Origin of the sequence: Streptomyces sp. NBC_00306, from assembly GCF_036169555.1 — a bacterium.
GTDB classification, from domain to species: Bacteria; Actinomycetota; Actinomycetes; order Streptomycetales; family Streptomycetaceae; genus Streptomyces; species Streptomyces achmelvichensis.
In genome coordinates this window covers 8,205,887-8,223,217 of record NZ_CP108032.1, presented here as the reverse complement: position 1 = coordinate 8,223,217, position 17,331 = coordinate 8,205,887, and the positions used below count along the sequence as shown (strand labels likewise).

The following is a 17,331-nucleotide window of genomic DNA, read 5'->3' as shown; positions in this document are numbered from 1 at the left end:
CGAAGGGCGCCGGAGCTCGCACCAACGGGTGAGGCAGACTCAGCAACCGGCCCGGCCTTGACTGCCACCCGGCCGACCACACTCGAAGACAGGCGCGCAGCTGGGTGGTCTCGACGGTTTGCGGGCACTTCTCCGTCGCTTGGTCGTCACAGCCTTTGGCGGGTTCGAGGCTCCACGGTGCTTTCGGAGCAATGGGGGGCGATGGTCGCCGCCCGCAGCCCGCCGGCCAGTTCGGCCACCGTCTGCGGCGAGGCCGATCCGGTGGCCGCCCGCCCGGCTTCGACGCCGAGACAGATTTCTCAGGCCAGCCCATCGGAGCGCCTAGCCAGCCTCATTACGGGTCACTCACCGGTCAATGAGACAGGCTCTAGCGGAGCGAGCGCTGGGTATCGACGATCTGGCGTACGGACCCCTCGACGTCCGCACGGGCCTGGATGCGCTCGGCGAAACCGGGGAACTGCCCGGCGATGGCGCTGAGCAGCCGCAGTTCCAGCGGCGCGACGTTCACCTCGCAGCGGTCACGCCGGATGGCTCGGACCACGCCGTCGGCGACCTGGCCGGGCGTCACGGTCCGGATCCCGTTCGGCGGGGTCGCGCCCGTCGCCGCGAACATCCCCGCGTCGCGGACAAAACCGGGCTGGACGAGGGTCACCCCCACGCCCGTTCCCCTGAGTTCCTGGCGCAGGGCCAGGGCGAACCCGCGCAGTCCGAACTTGGTGGCGTCGTAGAGGGAGGTCGACCTGGTCGCCGCCTTCTCAGAGATGGATCCGACCAGCACGATGTGCCCCCACCCCCGCTCCACCATGGGCCGCGCGAGCAGCCAGCAGAGCTGGACCGGGGCCCGCAGGTTCACGTCGAGGGCGCGGTCGAGCTGGTCGTCCGTGTAGTCCAGGAGGTCGCCCGTGGCGGGGAGCGCCCCGTTGGCGACCAGGATGTCCGTCATTCCGAATCGACGGGCGTACCGAACTCTGCGGCAAGAACCTCGTTCGCCGCGCCCTGCGACAGAGGATTCAGGTCCGTGCGCTTCGAGGCGGAGGACAGAACCAGCTCGACGAGCCGACCGCCATGCGAGACGTCACTCGTTCTCACGCCAACGATGAAGAGGACCGGTATATCGCTCAGATCGGGAATGACCTGCAGGAGAAGTTTGAGGGACGGCGCATCGAGCCATTGCATGTCATCCACAACAGCAAGGATCGGGCGGTCGTTGCTCATGTTGGTGATGAGCCACGCCAGTGCGTACAGGGCCGATGACTCACTCTCAGCCTCGAGAGCCCCTTCAAGCCCTCCCAGGAGGTTCTTTGCGGGCGCTGCGGAACCGGACAGCCACTGGGCGACGCGCTCTGGCAGCGCACCACGCAGCTCGGGCTCCCAGGAGTTGCCTGACGGCACCGAAGGCAAACCCCTGCTCCAGCACGGACCCCTTCGCAGTGAGGACACGGAAACGCTTCCTCGTTGCCATCGAAGGAGCTTCGGCCAGGAGGCGAGACTTACCAATGCCGGCCGGCCCCTCAACTACTGTCAGTCCTCCGGCCGAGGCGGCGAGTGTGTCCAACTGGCTCTGCAGGGCAGCCTGCTCGGCATCCCGTTCGACGAGCGTCCAGTTCCGCATGAGCCGAGTTTGACTCTCCACGAACTGTTGCACAACACAAGCCGACCCCTCAAGCGCGTGTGTTCGTACGTCTGCATATGAGTAGCGGATGCTCATGCCACATCTGCGAGCTGGTGGCAGTATGGCCTGTCATCGCGTACGGCTCGAATTGCCGAACAGAACTCGACGGACGCTTTCGCCGACCGCAGAAGGCCCTCAGAGCTAAATCCCCTACAGCACTTGATATCGAAGGAAAGACATGAAGAAGAGCCGTTTCCGGCTTCTGCTCCTACCTCTGGCCGGAATACTCGTATCGCTTGTCACACTGGGGTCCGACTTTACCGCGTCCGCAGCAGATTTCAGTCCGGCACTGAGAACCGAGGCACAGCCTCCGCCAGTCGAGGGATTCGGAACAATCAATGGACTTGGCCAGTCCGCCGAGCACGAGAAGATAGCCAGGGCAGCTCTGGCCTGCAGAGGCGGCGAACCGGCCAACGCCTGCTTCCAGCCCTCATCGCTGACTCAGCTGTCGGGCAGGTCCGGGACCTTCGGCGCAGTAGGGGCGCCGGACTCCGATCAAACACTGACCGAGGCGGCGCATTGCGACGGTGCCGACTACCTCAACGCTCCTGGCTACCCGCGAACGCGCACACAAGCTACAGCGTCCCTCCTGGAATGCATACAACACCTTAGGGCCAATCTTTCGGAGGGGGTCGTCGCCGCCGAAGACATGCTGAACGCTGGAAGACTTGATCCGGACGAAGTCGACCTGCACTCGACGTGCACATTTACGCTCAGCATATCCGGCCGGGGAAAATGCAACGCCATTGAAGGTCTCGGGCGCGCTCTGCACGGCACACAGGATTTCTACTCCCACAGCAACTGGTCAGACTCCTCCGACCCGAGCAGGACCGTCGGCATCAATAACCCACCGGGGCTGGCGCGCTCGGTGCCGGCACCCTTCATGAACCTTGTAGGAAGTGCTCCAACAGCTGCGAGCATCCCTGCGCCATTGAGCACGGGATGCTTTTCTTTGTTCCCGTGGGGTTGCGGTGGTGGTGTAACACACGACGTCCTCAACAAAGACCATGGAGTAATCGACCCGCTTACCGGGACCACCTCGAATCCGGCCACCCCTCGAGGCCGCGTATCGGCCAACTTCGATCGAGCCGTGCGGTCAGCCATTCTGGATACCCAGGCCCAGTGGAAGGGCTATCGCGATGCCCTGGAGGCCAAGTACGGAACCCGGCAGGGAGCCCTCCTCGCTTGCGCCATCACACATGACAACCCGACACGGGACTGCTCCTGAGGCGTCGCTTCTTACAGGCGGATCCTGGAGCCACCGGCCATGCGGGTACACCGCCGTGGTGCTCTTGACGTGGATCGCCGAGGTGGCAGACGAGCGCTGGTGCCGGAGCCAGCTGACCGCCGGGTGGAGTGGGAGACCAGCACCTGGTGGCTGAGTGCGGGCGACGAGGATAGGAGGTCCTTGTCCGTCTCCGCGGCTGTGCGTGGGTTCCGGCAGCGCTCCTTCTGGTGAGCGCTGACCGACGCAACCTCACCCCTCCGGATCAGGCAAGGGGTCTCAAGGACGTCGGCTGAAGCTTTGTGCAGCTCGGCTCTCAACGACCATCGACAGGGCGGCGGCCGAAGCTACCTGCCCGGATACCGGCAATGTGTGAGTAGCTTTTGCTCATTCGGAGACACGCTCCGTCCCTAAGCTGGGAGGGCAAGGACGGCTGACGAATCATGCTTCGCACACGCCGCGCGCTCGTAAGTCTCCGGAGGCCAGGTGTTGTCGAGGTACCGCCAGATCTTCAGGGAGCCCGGTACCCGGCAGTTTTCTGCCGCCGGGTTCGTCGCCCGCCTCCCCATGTCCATGGTGGGCATCGGAGTCGTCGTGATGCTGGCCGAAACCCGCGGCTCCTACAGCCTGGCCGGCGCGGTCGCCGCCGTCTACGCCTTCGCTACGGCCGTGCTGGGTCCGCTTGTCGGTCGTGCCATCGATCGCCGCGGTCAACGAGCAGTCACCGTGCCGGCTCTGCTTGTATCGTCTTCCGGCCTTGTCGCTCTTTTGTGGTTGGCAGGCGCACGGTATCCCGTTTGGCCCCTGTTCCTATGCGCTGCCCTCGCAGGAGTGTTGCCAAGCGTGGGCTCGCTGGTACGGGCGCGGTGGGCGGAAATCTACGCAGGGGACAAACGTATTCAAACGGCGTACTCTTTCGAGGCCGTGGTCGATGAGGTCGTTTATATAGTCGGGCCGCTGCTGGCGATCACGCTAGCAACGTCCTTCTTCCCTGAAGCCGGCGTACTCGGTGCCGTTGCACTTTCGTTCGTAGGGACTTCGGCCCTCGTGATCCAGCGCAGCAGCGAGCCCAAGGTGAAGGCGCGAGCAGCGGCGGGAAGGTCGGCGATACGATTCTCGGCGTTGCATGTAGTAGTTCCTGCCCTGATGGCTGTCGGCGCGATCTTTGGATCTACTGAGGTGGTCACGGTGGCTTTCGCCGAGAGTGAGGGAAGTAGGTCTGCTGCCAGCTATCTCCTGGCACTCAACGCCGTCGGCGGATGCGTTGGCGGGCTCCTTTTCGGTGCATTTGAATGGAAAGCTTCTCTCAGCAAGCAGTTTCTCTACTGTGTATTCTCCATGCCCGCTCTTCTGGCTCCGCTGTTGGTGACAAGCTCACTCGGCCCGTTGGCCTTCACCATCTTTGTTGCGGGTTTGGCCATCGCCCCGGTGCTCATCATTGCGATGGCCTTGGTGGAGGGCTTGATGCCGGCCGAGTCGCTGACGGAGGGTCTCACGTGGGCCACATCCGGGATCAACGTGGGTCTGGCAAGTGGAGCGGCGATCGGCGGTTGGGCAGTTGATTCCTTCGATGCGCACTCAGCTTTTGTCGTACCGATAGCAGCCGGGCTTCTCGCGGGCGTGATTGCCGGTATCGGCGCCGGTAGGCTCAAGGCCCCCGATGCTGCTCGACTGTAGGAATCGTTCGAGCCGACGGCGACTCTTCCGGGGAAGGCGCAGCTGGGAGGCCCGCTGGCCTTCGGCCGTGGCGGATGCCCGACGGCCGACGCCAGAAAAGGAGACTGCGTCGCCGGCACTGAGCGGCCCGGTGGTATTGCTCCGGAGCCACATGGCGCCGGGCCCTGCCCGCACACTCCATTCCGGCGCGGCCGACGGAGCCCCCCACGAGTGGGACGAGGATTCATTACCGCCCCGAAGATGGTGGCCGGGAGTCGGCTTGCATCTCCGCCGCCGGGCGATGCTTCCGCGGCCGACGTCCCCACACGTGCGCTTGCCAAGGTACCTCTCACTCAGGACCCGGCATCGTTCTATAGGCGAGTCGATGCCGAGGAGCCAGCAGGTGGCGTCTGCCCGGCCTGCGGACCTTGAGCCCACCTAGGGGGGTGTCACGCGATCTAGGGGGAGAACCCTGATGTCCCAGCCCCCGACGATCGAATGTAATCGGGACAGAGAGTTTTAAGACATCTCGTCCGCGGGTCACTGCCCTCGCCGAAGGGTTCTCCGCCCGTTCGAAGTAAGCCAGCACGGCCGCAGGGAGGACGTTTTGAGTACCGCGCGTGATGACCAGGTGATTCTGGAAGGCAGCGATCATGCGTTCCCCCTTCGTCATGCACTGCCGAACCCGCCCATGATCGGACGTGCCCAGGTCACCCAGAACCTCGGCTCCATCCTGCGTGGCTCGCAGTGGGGGGGCGTCGTGCTGGCAGGGAGGACCGGTGTAGGTAAGACCCGTCTGGTGCGGGACGTCGTTGACGCGGGTCGGGCGCGCGGCCTGTCCGTTGTACACGTGCGCACCGACGCCGCTCACGAGAGAGTGCCGATGGCCGGGCTGGCATCTGCAATGGTCGATGCCGGGATGGAGGCGCCCTCTACTGCGGCAGCCGCTGCAGCGGCGCTGGCTGCTACTCGGCGCAACGGGTCTGTGCTCATCTGTGTGGACGATGCGCACCTGCTGGACGAGCAGTCTTCGGCGGTCCTCCTGCAGCTCGCACGCAAGAGAGAGGCCAAGCTGGTGGTTGTCACCTGCGAGGGGCAGGCATGCAACGACACTGTTCTGGCTCTCTGGAAGGAGGGTTGGCTCGCGCGCCTGGCCATCCCTCCCCTGGGGGAGGAGGAGGTGGCGGAGGTAGCGGAGTCGATGTTGCGTCAGCCACTGGCTCCGATGACTGCGGCACGACTCGCGATGCTCGCTGATGGAAATCTGGTCGCCTTGCGAGAACTTGTCTCATGCGCACTCGAAGAGGGGACCCTCAAGAATACAACGGGCGTCTGGATGGACACCGATGAGAACTTCTATTCGGCGCGCTTGGCCGAGCTTCTCCATCCAGTCCTGCAGCCTCTGTCGTCGGAGGAACGGTGGGGTCTCGAAGTGCTGAGTGTCGCGCACGAGCTTCCTTTGGGAGTCGCTACCCGCATTGTCGGCATCTCCACCTGGGAGCACCTTGAGGACCGCGGCCTCGTATCTGTTTCAGATCGAAGCCTGGAAATCTGGCTCAGCGTGTCCGACAAGATCGCTTCCTCCGTGGCCGTGGAGGAGCTGCCGGTTCTTCGCCGGCGCAGGATTCTGGATCTCCTCATTCACGCACTCAGCGCTCATCCGCTGGCACGGGGGGCCGCATTCCTCAACATCACGGACTGGCGACTCGAGCTGGGAGAGAGGCTGCCGGAAGCGGAGATTCTCGAGGCGTGCAGGAGGGCGTGGTGGGCGCATGATTGGCGCTTCGCATCGCGTCTTGCGGAGAGCGCTTGGACACAGCACGGGACTCCCAGGGCCGGTTTGACCCTTGCCAGAATCATGACGCATCGCGGGTTGCGCACGGCAGCGGAGTCGCTCCTGGAAAAGGTGGTCGAGATCGGAGGGCCAGACGACATCGCTGTTGCGCTGAAGAGTCTGGGGAGGATGGATCTCGTTCGCGGCACTGTGCCATCGCGCCCGAAGGGCGAGGGGCCGGTAGTCGTAACAGCTGAGGTCAGTGACGGTCCCGACGTGGACGCGGCCATCGCCGACATGATGGCGGGGAGGCCGAGTGAGTCATGGAAGCGCGCCGAGTCCATCCTCTGTAGTGACGACCCGACGCACGTGGCGATGGCGGGATCAGCAGCGCTGGTAGCTCTCCTGAGCATGGGGCGCCCCCTCGACTGCATAGAGCTGGCACCCAGGCTTGCAAGGGCGGCGCGGACGTTGGGGGGCGAAGACGTACTGGACTACGACGCGCTCAACTTGGCAGTGCTCGTTTCCTACGCCCGCGCGGTCGCGGGGGAAGTGGACGAAGCCCAGCAGGAACTGCGCTCGTTCATACGTGATGCGGCCGACGCGCGGAACTGGGCTCTGGCAAATCGTGCGGGAGTGTTTCTGGCACGCACCCTTCTTGATCAAGGGAGAGTCGGAGAGGCGTACCGGCTGTTCGCTGCCGCATGCGAGGACGATCTCCTGATCGTCCGCCAGGTTGCAGCGGCGGGCGCCGTCTGTGCGGCGCTCCACTGCGGGGACGAGGGACTGGTCGAGACAGCCGCAAAGCGGTTGCCGGAGCCCTCAGACGACGGATCCTGCCGGGTCGAGGTGAAGCTTGCTTCTGCGATGCTCGATATGCACCGTGGTCACGTCGACACCGCCGTTCGCCTTCTACGGAAGGCTGGGGAGACAGCTCTCTCAGAAGGCGCCTATGGGGAGCTGGCCGATGTCATCCACGCTCTGACCAGAATTGACCGTGCAGAGGACGCCGCAATGTTCTTCGGTGAATGGGTGGACGGTGTACAGGGCGCTATCGACAAGGTTCGTATCAGATTCGCCATGGCGGCGGCGAACCGCGACCCGGATGCGCTGGCCCAGTGTGCCGCGGAGTTTGAAGAGAACCGTGCGCCTCTTTATGCTGCTGAGGCGTGGGCGAGTGCCTCCCGAGAATACCGCCGAAGGCGAGAGCCTCGACCTGCTTCCGCAGCGAGCAGGCGCTGGGCGCAGGTTCGGAGTCAGTACGACGGAGCACCGACGCATCTGCTCCACATGATGGATGAAGTCGTCCCTCTGAGTCGTAGAGAGAGGGAGGTTGCACTCCAGGCATCAGCCGGGCACTCGAACAGGGAGATCGCGGAGCAGCTCGTAATATCCGTGCGCACCGTGGACAATCACCTGTATCGAGTTTATCGAAAGCTAGGGGTCACGAGCCGCCGGGCGTTGCGTCACTTGATTCACGAACGCGGCTTGTGAAGCGCACGAAGGCGTCCCATTCACAAAACTGTGTGTCGCTGTAGCAGCGCCCACTCCACGCCGGGACACGGCCCGTGCCGCGTCCGCAGCTGCGGCACATCCAGCGACCGGCTCCAGGTCCACGGAACCGAGGGTGCCGCGGAGTTCGTCGCGCGCCGAGGCGAAGCGGTTGTCACCGGTGCGCCACCCAACGTTCGGAAGTACCGCGAGGGAATCCAGGACTGGGTCGAGGCAGGTCTCCCCACGGAGTCTGCCTAATCACAGGCGGGCGGGAGCAATGCCCCGGTGTTGCTCCCGCCCGCTCATTGGCGCCCCACCGTAGGTGATCACCAGCCGGCCCGGCGGCGCACAGGCGTGCTCAGTAACAGCGGACGGCGGCGAGCCCCTCCCCCTGGGCGCCCACCTGCGCCCGCAGGCCGACATTCCCGGGCCACTTTGGCCGTGGGCCGAAGGGGCATGGGAAAGAGTGGATGATCGCGGACCGCGGCGCAAGAAGATCTCGCGGATGAAGGGGCGCTGCTGGAGCCGTTGTTGTCGACGAGGGACGAGGCGGGCGGCCGCTCGTCCGGCCCCGGCAACTGCTGAGCGACGGCGTGCGGTGCCGGCTTCGGACGCGGGTGTTCCGTGGCGGCCCGCGCCCGCCGGAGGCGTAGCGACCTGTGGAAAGAGCCGCCGCCGGAGTGTTCACCGGCTCTCCGTTCTCGCGCCGGGAGCCACGCCGACGGACCCCGCCCGAGACAGTGGACCCTGCACGGAGGATCGGGCAGAGGGACGGACTCCGACGATCCGGCAGCATGAGCCCCGAGCACCCGGAACAGCTGCCGTCGGCACGGCCAAGGGCTCGCGCGTCCATCCAGGCAAGCGCGGGGCCGGCACACCTCCCAGGTCGAGATGAGAGCTCCTCAATCGAACCTCGTCGAGGATGTACTCGTGCTCTTCCGAGGAACCAGTCGGTCCGCGCGGTCGTGGATGTCGTCGGCGAGGGGTGTGCTCCGGTCCGGTGCCGCGGCCGCTGGCGTCCAGGCCGGGGTGAAGGTGCGGTGAGTCAGCCGCCGCGGGTGAGAAGGATTCGATGGCCGGGGTGCGGTCGTCGTCGACAAAGCTGTGGGCGGCGAGGAACTCGTGCAGCAGACGTGCGGGCAGGTGGAATGGGGCGAGCTGCTCGATCCACGTCGCCGGGATGGGGGCGCCGGCGGTGTCCTGGACCGCCAGCAGCATGCGCAGACCCGAACGGGCCCGCCCCAGGGTGCCCCTGGACCAGCCATGGGACGATGCCCAGTCGGTCAACTGCCGGCCGAGCCACGCGGACACGGCCGGATCCCGCGGACTGTCAGAAGCCGGGGCTGCTGCCGCGCCGTGCAGGGCGGCCGCAATGTCGCGCGGCGGCGAGGTAAAGAGAGTGAGCTGGCGGTGCACCATCGGCGCCACCACCGCGACAGCAGCGTGACGGCCCGGCAGTCGACCTGCCCGGCCGAGACGGCGTTCATGAGGGCGGCGCGGCTCCGGGCGGCGTTCCTGCGGGCCGCCGCCCGCAAAGGACAACTGGATTCAGCCGCTGTGAAGAGCCTGGGCATAGGACACTGTCCTGTCGCCCGTAGTGCGGCGCAGCCGGGCACGCTGCAGCCAGCACAGCTGGCACACCGCATCAGGGTTGACCGTAACCGTGCGCCGGCACCACCGGCACGGCCCGCCCGGCCCGGTGTCGCGGAACCTCTTGCGCCAGCTCCGACATCCCCAGCACTACCACCCCGATCGACGGCTGGTGCCCCACGCGAAGCAGTCCGGACAGGCATCGCGCCGCTCGGGCGAGAAGGGGTGACAGGCGGTGCACAGGCCCTGGTGGTAGAAGAAGCCGGTCCTGCCGCACACCGTGCACGGCGGCGGAACATGCGGCCCCCCCGGGCAGACACGCGAAACAAACATCAACCCGCAGCACCCGGTACGCCACCGGCCGCACCCCGCATCCTGCACACACCGCAGGCGGCCGCCCGCCCCGCGCCACCTCTTCGACAGCGATCACCCCGCCGCCGCTGCCGGCAGGCGCAGACCTGCCCGCACCGCCCAATACCCCGGACACGCCGGTGCCGTGAGACTGCATCAACTTCCCCTCTCGTCCACAGCCCTCGGCCCGCCGGGCAGAAGGTCAGCCACGGCGCCGCGCAGCGCCAGTACTCAGAGCGCGCCGCAGCGCCGTGTTCAGTGGCGACAGGGCCCGGCGACGGAGCGCGATGTGCGGCTCATACCGGCGGCAGCGACGGCCGCACAGACCTCGTCACCCCGTCTCCCGGCCCCGCTCCCTCGAGGGCCCACGGCAGAGCCGGCGCTGGCGGGGTCATGGCACCCGACGCCGGCCCGGCAGGCTGCGTGGCACTCCCGGACGGCGGCTGATCCAGGACCAGGAGCCCGGCCGCGTCGCATCCCAGCACCCGGCACAGCACCTCCACGTCATCCAGCCGCACCGACACCGGCGTACCCGACCACAGCGCCGACATCTTCCCCGCGCTGACGTGCAGCCCCGCCGCAGCCAGCAGCCGGCGCATCTCGACCGCCTTGAACACACCCCGCTCAGCCGCCCTCAACCGCAGCTCCCACCGCACCGCGCCCCACCCCCGATCCCGTCCGACCCACCAGCCGCCCCCAGCAGCCGTACACCGACGCGGGCGTTGGCCTGCGCCCACTGCTCCTCGATCCGCTCGGCGGCACATGTAATGGTGGAGTCGGGTATTGGAACTGTCCGAATGCCTCAGCCATTGCGGACCCATGAGGTGAACTCATCGGCGAGAACGGGCGGGTTGGCGGCCTCGGGCTGGCAGCAGGTCTGGCTGAAGCGGGCCTCGATCTGCGCGGCGAGTGGCCCGATGAGTGAATCCCAGTCGGCGAGGTCGGTCGGCTCGTCATACCAAGTCCGAGTTCGGTGATCCACTTCTGGCGAGCTGTGGCCCCGGCGGGGTCGCTGGTCAGGTCGCCGACCACAGTCAGCTCGTTCTGGATCCAGAAAGCGTAGTTCCAGCGGGCTTCTGCCTGGTCAGAGGCGTCCTGGATGCTGCGTCGGGCCTGAGTTTCAGTGTTGTAGCCGATCGTCAAGGTCGGCTGACGAGGGTCGTCGTCCTCGTTGTCGATGAGGAAGGAGACAGCGTAGATGTCGCCGGCGTCGGCGGCCGGGATGGATGCGAGGGCCCTCTCGACGAGATGCTGGAGGTGATCGTTGAACGTCATGGTCGGCGGGGTCCTGTCGGTCGGGGTCATGCGTCCCACTGGTCGCAGTACTCGATGTGAATCTCGCGCGCGTCACCGAGAATGCCGTCGTTGGAGTGAAGCTCGGTGCAGAAGCGCGAGTAGCTCGGATGGACGGGGACGTATCCTGGGCCGTTTGGGGCGACGTCGAAGAAGTGCCGGGCGGTGTCCCTGAACACCTTCGCGCTGCCGGTCATGAACAGGGTCTCGGCGTGGAGATGCTGGTGAAACAGATCCCGGTTCTCCCGGTAGTGCCGTGCCTCGTGATCAATCACGGCTTCGTCGGTGTGTCCTGGGCCGGACAGCGTCACGGTCTGCGGACGTCCTGGGCCGAGCCGTCCTCGTACTTCCTTCCAGCGTGAGGGGGCGAACTGGAGCGAGTGGTGCAGCAGCACGAGATCAAGCTGTCGTGTGCCGTCTTCTGGGAGCCCGTGGGGAGGGGCCACGGTGCCCCCGCATCGGCAGGTGGACCAGCGAACGCGGTGAAGAGGCGCGAGTGTCCATAGCCCGCCGATTCGCTGGGCTGCGTCCTGATCGAGGTAGGTATCCAGGTGCCGGTCGTGATCGATGAGCACGGCGTGAACCAGGGGCCGAGCGGGTCGGATGACCTTGAACTCCGTGGTTCCGAGGCGTGCTTGGTGGATGGTGATGGGTAGCTTCATTGGTTCTCCGGGACACGGCGGCTAACATCGGCGGCGTAGGAGGCCCAGTCTCCGGCGGCGGCTCGCTGCCATTTGACGGCGACCGTGATGTCGATGCCGAGAGTGCGGGCGAGGACTGCAGCGGGCTGAGCCCCTGAGGGATCCTTGCCCACGTGCTTACAGTGCAGATGAACGACGCAGCGCGGCCCTCCTCAACGCATGGACAGGACTCGCACCGACACAGCCACCACAGGGACTGACAGCTCGCCTCCGTGATCTCACAGCCAACGGCATCGCTCTTCACGGGGACGCCGTGGTGCTGACCGATACCGCCCGTCACCTGGGCGACACCGGACCCGGAGGCTTCATCGACCTCACCGCGTGGGAGTGCAGCGTCAACAGCTTCCACCTTGAGGATTTCGTACCCGTGACCGTCGACGTCCTGGATGACGGCGAGCCCGTCATCGCCGAGGCCGATCAAAGGCTACTGCTGGCCCAGGGCCTCACGCTGGCCTTGCACATCTGCCATCTCGGCCGTTCAGTCGAACCTCCACTCCAGATCCGATGCGTCGTCACGCGAGTACCACCAACGGGACCTTCCGCTTCCACCGCATCCGCGCAGGCCAGCAAGAGCACCATCCGGACCTGGACAGGTACACGCTGGAGAAGATGATCGTCATCGACACGTGCTCGCCAAGTTCCTGACCTGCCGCGGCAGAAGCTCCCCAATCCTCCAGCCGCATCCGTCCAGAACTACGAACAGTCACCACCAGGCTTCCTACGGCTGCGAATACGCGACAGTTGATTACGCGAGCTCACCAGTACCAAGGCCGTAGATGTGGTGGGTTGCCTCATCTCGTCACGTGCTGTTTACCTGACCGCCCCCGCTGCTGCGGAGTCGCTCGTAGACAAGCCGGCGCAGTCCCTGGCTCTCGTCCGCGTGGGACAGCTGCTCCAGCTTCGCCCGCAGTGCCTCCGCGTTGCGCGGGCCGACCGACCTGATAGCGAATTTGCGCACGCCGATGTCCGGATCGTTCAGCAGCTCGGCGAGGACCTGGTCAGAAAGATCGACCGGCAGGCGCTCCGCCACATGGGCGAGTGAGGGCCGTACTTCGGGACGAGGGTCGCGGGGCGTGGCCAAGAGGGTTTCGTGCGCCGGTTCGGAGTCGATGAGGCCGAGGGCATGCACGGCGCGGGCGGCCAGCCGTGCCTCCTTGTCGCCGAGCAGTGTCCGCAGCGCATCCACTTCGCCCGGACCGATACCCGCATAGGTGGCCGTGGTGGGTTCGATGGCACCCAACCTCTGCCTCAGTTCGTTCTCGGAGAGCGTCACGGTAGTCAGAGCTTCTTCCAGATGAAGCCGGCGATGTGCCGCTGGTACAAACGGCCGCCGGCGGCGACGAACTGGACCGTGGCAGGGCTGTCGTCGAGGGCTGCCCAGCTGGTGCCGCCCGTGTGCTGGAACAGGTTGCCGTCGACATGCCGTTGGAACAAGTCGGCGCCGACCGCGATGATGTCGCGGGTGGCCGGATTGTTGTCCAGCTGCTTCCAGCCGGTAAGGGGGGTGCCGGTGTACTGCCAGACGCCGGCGGCGCCCCGCAGTTGGTACAGGTTGCCGCCGCCTGCCGCGATCGCGATGGTGTCCTTGTCCGCGAGTATCAGCCAGCCGCCCGGGGACGTTCCCTCGTACCGGTACATGCGACCTCCGGTGTCACGCTTGTAGAGCAGAGTGCCGTCGGCCACGATCTCGGCGTTCTGGGAGAGGCTTCCGGCAGGTGGGTTGACGTCCAGGGCCTCCCAGATCAGTGGAGTGCCGGAGTAGCGCAGGACGGAGCCGTCGTTCGATCGCTGGTAGAGCTGGCCGCCACTCGCCGCGATCTGCAAGGTCCGCGCGGCGTCGTCCAGCGGTTTCGAATGCGAGGTGAAGACGAAGTCGAAGGTCTCGTAGACATTGCCGTCGCCGGACAACAGGAAGAGCCTTCCGGCATCTGCCGCGAGCTGCTGCGCACCTGCCGAGCTACTGTCGAGCTTCGTCCAGCCGGTGATGGGGGGTCCGATGTACCGCCATACCGAACCATCGGCGCGCAGTTGGTACAGATCGGTGGTGCTGGCCGTGATGTTGCTGGTGGACGCGTTCCAGTCCAGCAGCGTCCAGTCGCCGCACGGGCTCGTCAGTTTGCTGCCGATCATGCTGACCGATTCGGTCGAGGCGACATTTGGCGGCGGGTTCGTGAACAGGGCGCTGCTGCCGTCCATCAGGGCGTCCGTGTCGGCCACGTGATCCAGGCCCAGCACGTGTCCTACCTCGTGGGCAATGACCCAGTCCGGAGCAGTCGATTCGACCACCAGACCTGGCTGATGGAACGGAAGCTGCTGTGCGCATCCGGACAGGGGGCCGGTGTCGGTCATGATGGACCGGACGATGTAGATCACCACATCGGCCGGGCCGGCACCATCACGGTAGCCGTAGAGTTCGTCCTGATCCGTGGTCCCGAATCCCGTTTCGCATGTCCCGGCGTCGAATGCGAGCAGGTGCGCCAGACTGCCGGCCTTGAAGAGGGAGCCGTCGTTGCGGAGCTTGTAGAGACTTCCACCGCCTGCGGCTATCGACTCAAGGGCCGAGTCGGTGTCCAGTTCCTCCCACACGTCGAGGGTCCCGGTGTATTTCCAGATGGAGCCGTCCCCGCGGCGCTGGTAGGCGTTCCCGGCGGTCGCCGCGATCTGCACTGTGCCGGGATTGTTGTCCACCTGCGTCCAGCCCAGAAGCGTGGGGAATCGGCTGAGTCGGCGGGCGTTCAGCCGTTGGTACACGTGCCCGTCGGCGGCCGTGATGTCAACCGTCGGTGAGTTGCCGGCGATCTTGCTCCATACCGTCGGTGTGCCCGCGTACTGCCAGATGGCGCCGGTGTTGTGCAGTTGGTACGGTCTTCCTCGGTGGCTGTGATGCGCGTGGTCGCGGGATTGCTGTCCAGCAGCTACCAGCTGCCCGGAAGGATCGGCGCTCCGTGGGGAAACTCGCGGACGGCCCCGTTGCTACAGCGCAGATAGAGAGCCCTGTCGCCAGCGGTGATCTCGGCGTTCGCCCTGTGCTCGTCGAGCAGCAGCCAGAGGCTGGGAGTTCCGCTGTACAGGAAGATGCTGCCGTCGCCCCGCCGGCTGTACAGTCGGCCGCCGCCGGCCGCAATCTGCACGATCGACGGCGGGGCGTCCAGCGGCAGCCAGATGCTGCCGAGGAAGGAATCCTGGAACATCCAGATTTCCCCACTGCTGCGCAGCACATAGAGCGCATTCTCGTCGGCGACGATGGTCTGGTTGTCAGGATTCACGTCCAAGAAACGCCAGGCGTTGCCGCTCAGGTCTTCGGTGTGGCCGCGGCTCACCCGCACGCTCGACTCGGCGAACAAGGCTCTCATGTCGTGGAACTGGGTGTCGATGAACGTCGTGATCGTGGTGTCGAGGGGAAGGAGCGACTTGAAGTGCACCGTGAGGCATTCACCGCTGGCCATGACGCCTCCCTCTCGTGCCGCATGGCGATGGGAAGCAGCGCGGCGCTCGGGAATACGTGAGTGGAAGCCGTGCGCGAGGCGCCGACACGACCATTATCCCGAAGCCGCCAGGATGCCGCGAGCGCTGCTCGTGGTGCGGGTTCGGGCCCCAGCTCCGCAAGCGCCCCCGTCAGCCACTCCACCGAACCGCTCCAGATCCACTCCGTTCGCCTCTCCGCAGGACGAGATGGCGCAGGCGGACAGGGCATCGTCAGGATCGCGCAAGGTCATCGCGATCCGTAGCCGGGTCATTCGCTCGTTACAGTCACGCCGCTGCCACCGCAGGCGTTCCTTGACCCGCATCGGAACTGTCAGGGGGCGCTCTTACGGTTTGTCGCCATGGACTCGAAAACGAACAGGGCGAAGAGGCGGGCATATGGCGCCGGTGCCTCTGCGCCGACGGCATGGGAGGCAGCGCTGCGGGCGCCGTCGGGCGCGGTGTGACGCTTATGGAGCGCGGTCAGCTCTGGTTGCCATCAGTCGAGCGGCCAGCGGGTCGACGCTGATGATGTCGACCTGCCAGCCGCGCTCGACCAGGCCACGGACCAGATCATCGGCAATGGCCGACATCGGGGCCGGGTTCTCGGTCGGTCGATGTCCTGACTGAGCCGGTCGACCAGCCCGTGGGCCTGGGCGGCGTACCCGCCGGTGATCACCAGCGGGTACGGGGTACCGATCGCGAGGACGTCTGCCAGAAGTCGGCGATGAAGACCGGTGATTCTCACGCGGCGGCGGACGGCTGGTGCTCGAGCTCGGGGAACGCGGCTTCCCACGCCTCGCGGACATGCCTGCTGATCATGGTCCTCATCACAGGCCACTGCGCGAGCAGCAGGTCGCGGTTCAAAAAGCGGGCGATGTCGGCGCGCTGCCCTTCGGCGAGCACGGTCCGATAGAAGCCCATGCGCTGCCGGGGCCGGTCGAGGTCGTAGGTGCGCAGACCTGACCAGACGATGTGGAGCGGCAGCTCGACCGAGCCGTGCTCCGGCCCGGCAAGGTCTTCCAAGGCGGCGGGAAGGCGTCCCGCGTACCGCTCGTGCAACACATCAGCGACGGAGGACCCGTCACCAAGAGACGACTGCTGAACCATGCTGCCCAGTATTCCGTGCCCGCCGGACGGATGGCAGGGCGGACTCGCTTTCTGGACCCGTCTCGGGAGCCGAAGGCCTGCCGGACCGGGCACACGAGGTACAGAAGCCGTCGACCATGCAGATCCAGGGCCTCCCGCACACTTCGTGGGACAACAAGCGGGGGCCCGGCCGGCCGGCAGCCGGGCCCCTGCCGTGCCGGGCGGGTCCGCGACCGCGGGAGGCCCCGTGCCCCCACGAGCAGCGGGGCCTCCAGGCGGGCGAGCGGATGGACGTCCGCCTAGCCCGCACAACGAGAAGACCTGGCACCCAGACACCGCGTTCGCGCGAGACACCACCCAACTGCGCACCGATCGCCGCCATTGCCCGCCAGGCCCGCATCGCCCCGGGCATCGTCGTCGGACGTCTCCAAACGACCGCGCGCTGGACTGGACCCACGGCAACAAACTCAAGCGAACCATCGAGATCACACTCTCAGGCAGCCTCAAAGCCAGCTACCGACTCCAGCCGGTCGGCGCAGCAGGTCAGAGGGCCCTCACTTTGTCGGCCTGCGGGCCGCGTTGTCCCTGGGTGATCTCGAACTCCACCCGCTGGTTCTCCTCCAGGTTCCTGAACCCGGAGCCCTGGATCGCGCTGAAGTGAACGAAGACGTCTGCACCGCCCTCATCCGGAGAGATGAAACCGAAGCCCTTCTCCCCGTTAAACCACTTCACAGTTCCCTGAGCCATACGCCAACCCCTTGCAAGACATCGCCGAGAACGTGATCCGCACGCGGCTGCACGCCGATACTCCCCAACCGCCCCACGCCAAAAACCCCGGCCCCGGGTCGGGCGGGCTGGCAGGCTGGGGCCGCTCCGAGCCCGGCGCGGCCCGGTCAGTGGGCGGGGATCGCGGCCGTATCCGAGCCCCCACTTGCCCGGACGCGGCGCCGCGGGCCGTTTCCGGCCCGCCGGCTACGGCCCGTGCGTTGTCCTGAGCAGCCACGAGAGCAGATAGGCGCGATGG

14 protein-coding genes and 1 pseudogene are annotated in these 17,331 nt (G+C 66.3%); 3 read left to right on the top strand and 12 right to left on the bottom strand.

Translation table 11 applies throughout. The annotated features are described in order from the left end of the window. Window positions 1-367: 367 nt before the first annotated feature. Genes OHA05_RS36865 through OHA05_RS38335 form a run of 3 tightly spaced genes read right to left on the bottom strand, consistent with a single transcriptional unit; the run spans window position 368 to window position 1,612 of the window. On the bottom strand, window positions 368-943 hold the full coding sequence (locus OHA05_RS36865; protein WP_443043818.1) for an SDR family NAD(P)-dependent oxidoreductase: 576 nt from the start codon (window positions 941-943) through the stop codon (window positions 368-370). Next, window positions 940-1,392, bottom strand: a complete 453-nt coding sequence (locus tag OHA05_RS36860; protein ID WP_328863087.1) for a hypothetical protein — start codon at window positions 1,390-1,392, stop codon at window positions 940-942. Before OHA05_RS36860 ends, OHA05_RS36865 begins: the two co-directional genes overlap by 4 nt. Further along, window positions 1,280-1,612: an AAA family ATPase gene (locus OHA05_RS38335; RefSeq protein ID WP_443043866.1), complete on the bottom strand. Its 333-nt coding sequence runs from the start codon at window positions 1,610-1,612 to the stop codon at window positions 1,280-1,282. The genes OHA05_RS36860 and OHA05_RS38335 overlap by 113 nt, the downstream gene beginning before the upstream one ends. A 1,771-nt stretch (window positions 1,613-3,383) precedes the next feature. On the opposite strand from OHA05_RS38335, the gene OHA05_RS36855 reads away from it, so the two are divergent. Both OHA05_RS36855 and OHA05_RS36850 read left to right on the top strand, forming a co-directional pair. Further along, a complete protein-coding gene (locus OHA05_RS36855; RefSeq protein ID WP_328863086.1) occupies window positions 3,384-4,574 on the top strand; it encodes an MFS transporter in 1,191 nt (396 codons plus the stop codon). An 829-nt stretch (window positions 4,575-5,403) separates the two neighbouring features. Then, window positions 5,404-7,821 carry a helix-turn-helix transcriptional regulator gene (locus OHA05_RS36850; protein ID WP_328863085.1) on the top strand — a complete coding sequence of 806 codons (2,418 nt, stop codon included), beginning with the start codon at window positions 5,404-5,406 and terminating at the stop codon, window positions 7,819-7,821. A gap of 2,237 nt (window positions 7,822-10,058) precedes the next feature. Here the strand turns inward: OHA05_RS36850 and OHA05_RS36845 are convergent. The 3 genes from OHA05_RS36845 to OHA05_RS36835 form a co-directional block, all read right to left on the bottom strand. Next, window positions 10,059-10,379, bottom strand: a complete 321-nt coding sequence (locus OHA05_RS36845; protein ID WP_423247576.1) for a helix-turn-helix domain-containing protein — start codon at window positions 10,377-10,379, stop codon at window positions 10,059-10,061. A 185-nt stretch (window positions 10,380-10,564) separates the two neighbouring features. Next, entirely contained in the window at window positions 10,565-10,744 is a 180-nt protein-coding gene (locus OHA05_RS36840) for a hypothetical protein (protein WP_328863083.1), read from the bottom strand. 319 nt (window positions 10,745-11,063) lie between these two features. After that, a complete protein-coding gene (locus OHA05_RS36835) occupies window positions 11,064-11,717 on the bottom strand; it encodes a hypothetical protein (RefSeq protein WP_328863082.1) in 654 nt (217 codons plus the stop codon). Between the two features lie 292 nt (window positions 11,718-12,009). On the opposite strand from OHA05_RS36835, the gene OHA05_RS36830 reads away from it, so the two are divergent. After that, window positions 12,010-12,369, top strand: coding sequence for a hypothetical protein (locus OHA05_RS36830; protein ID WP_328863081.1), 360 nt, complete (start codon window positions 12,010-12,012; stop codon window positions 12,367-12,369). Window positions 12,370-12,555: 186 nt separating this feature from the next. On the opposite strand, the gene OHA05_RS36825 is transcribed toward OHA05_RS36830, so the two are convergent. From OHA05_RS36825 to OHA05_RS36800, 6 genes and pseudogenes are all read right to left on the bottom strand, one after another. Further along, complete coding sequence (locus OHA05_RS36825; RefSeq protein WP_328863080.1) at window positions 12,556-13,029, bottom strand: HEAT repeat domain-containing protein; 474 nt, start codon at window positions 13,027-13,029, stop codon at window positions 12,556-12,558. 5 nt (window positions 13,030-13,034) lie between these two features. Continuing rightward, window positions 13,035-14,444 carry a matrixin family metalloprotease gene (locus OHA05_RS36820; protein WP_328863079.1) on the bottom strand — a complete coding sequence of 470 codons (1,410 nt, stop codon included), beginning with the start codon at window positions 14,442-14,444 and terminating at the stop codon, window positions 13,035-13,037. Between the two features lie 227 nt (window positions 14,445-14,671). Continuing rightward, window positions 14,672-15,202 carry a hypothetical protein gene (locus OHA05_RS36815; RefSeq protein ID WP_328863078.1) on the bottom strand — a complete coding sequence of 177 codons (531 nt, stop codon included), beginning with the start codon at window positions 15,200-15,202 and terminating at the stop codon, window positions 14,672-14,674. Window positions 15,203-15,709: 507 nt separating this feature from the next. Further along, window positions 15,710-15,966: pseudogene (locus OHA05_RS36810) on the bottom strand (nucleotidyl transferase AbiEii/AbiGii toxin family protein); the annotation flags it as partial. Then, window positions 15,963-16,328: a hypothetical protein gene (locus OHA05_RS36805; protein ID WP_328863077.1), complete on the bottom strand. Its 366-nt coding sequence runs from the start codon at window positions 16,326-16,328 to the stop codon at window positions 15,963-15,965. The pseudogene OHA05_RS36810 and the gene OHA05_RS36805, both read right to left, overlap by 4 nt. Window positions 16,329-16,850: 522 nt before the next feature. Further along, complete coding sequence (locus OHA05_RS36800) at window positions 16,851-17,054, bottom strand: cold-shock protein (protein WP_189602413.1); 204 nt, start codon at window positions 17,052-17,054, stop codon at window positions 16,851-16,853. Window positions 17,055-17,331 lie beyond the last annotated feature (277 nt).

Bases quoted from the DNA above. Each gene is read 5' to 3' on its own strand.
- OHA05_RS36805 (WP_328863077.1), bottom strand. From the start codon at position 16,328: ATGGTTCAGCAGTCGTCTCTTGGTGACGGGTCCTCCGTCGCTGATGTG.
- OHA05_RS38335 (WP_443043866.1), bottom strand. From the start codon at position 1,612: ATGCGGAACTGGACGCTCGTCGAACGGGATGCCGAGCAGGCTGCCCTG.
- OHA05_RS36800 (WP_189602413.1), bottom strand. From the start codon at position 17,054: ATGGCTCAGGGAACTGTGAAGTGGTTTAACGGGGAGAAGGGCTTCGGT.
- OHA05_RS36835 (WP_328863082.1), bottom strand. From the start codon at position 11,717: ATGAAGCTACCCATCACCATCCACCAAGCACGCCTCGGAACCACGGAG.
- OHA05_RS36865 (WP_443043818.1), bottom strand. From the start codon at position 943: ATGACGGACATCCTGGTCGCCAACGGGGCGCTCCCCGCCACGGGCGAC.
- OHA05_RS36815 (WP_328863078.1), bottom strand. From the start codon at position 15,202: ATGGCCAGCGGTGAATGCCTCACGGTGCACTTCAAGTCGCTCCTTCCC.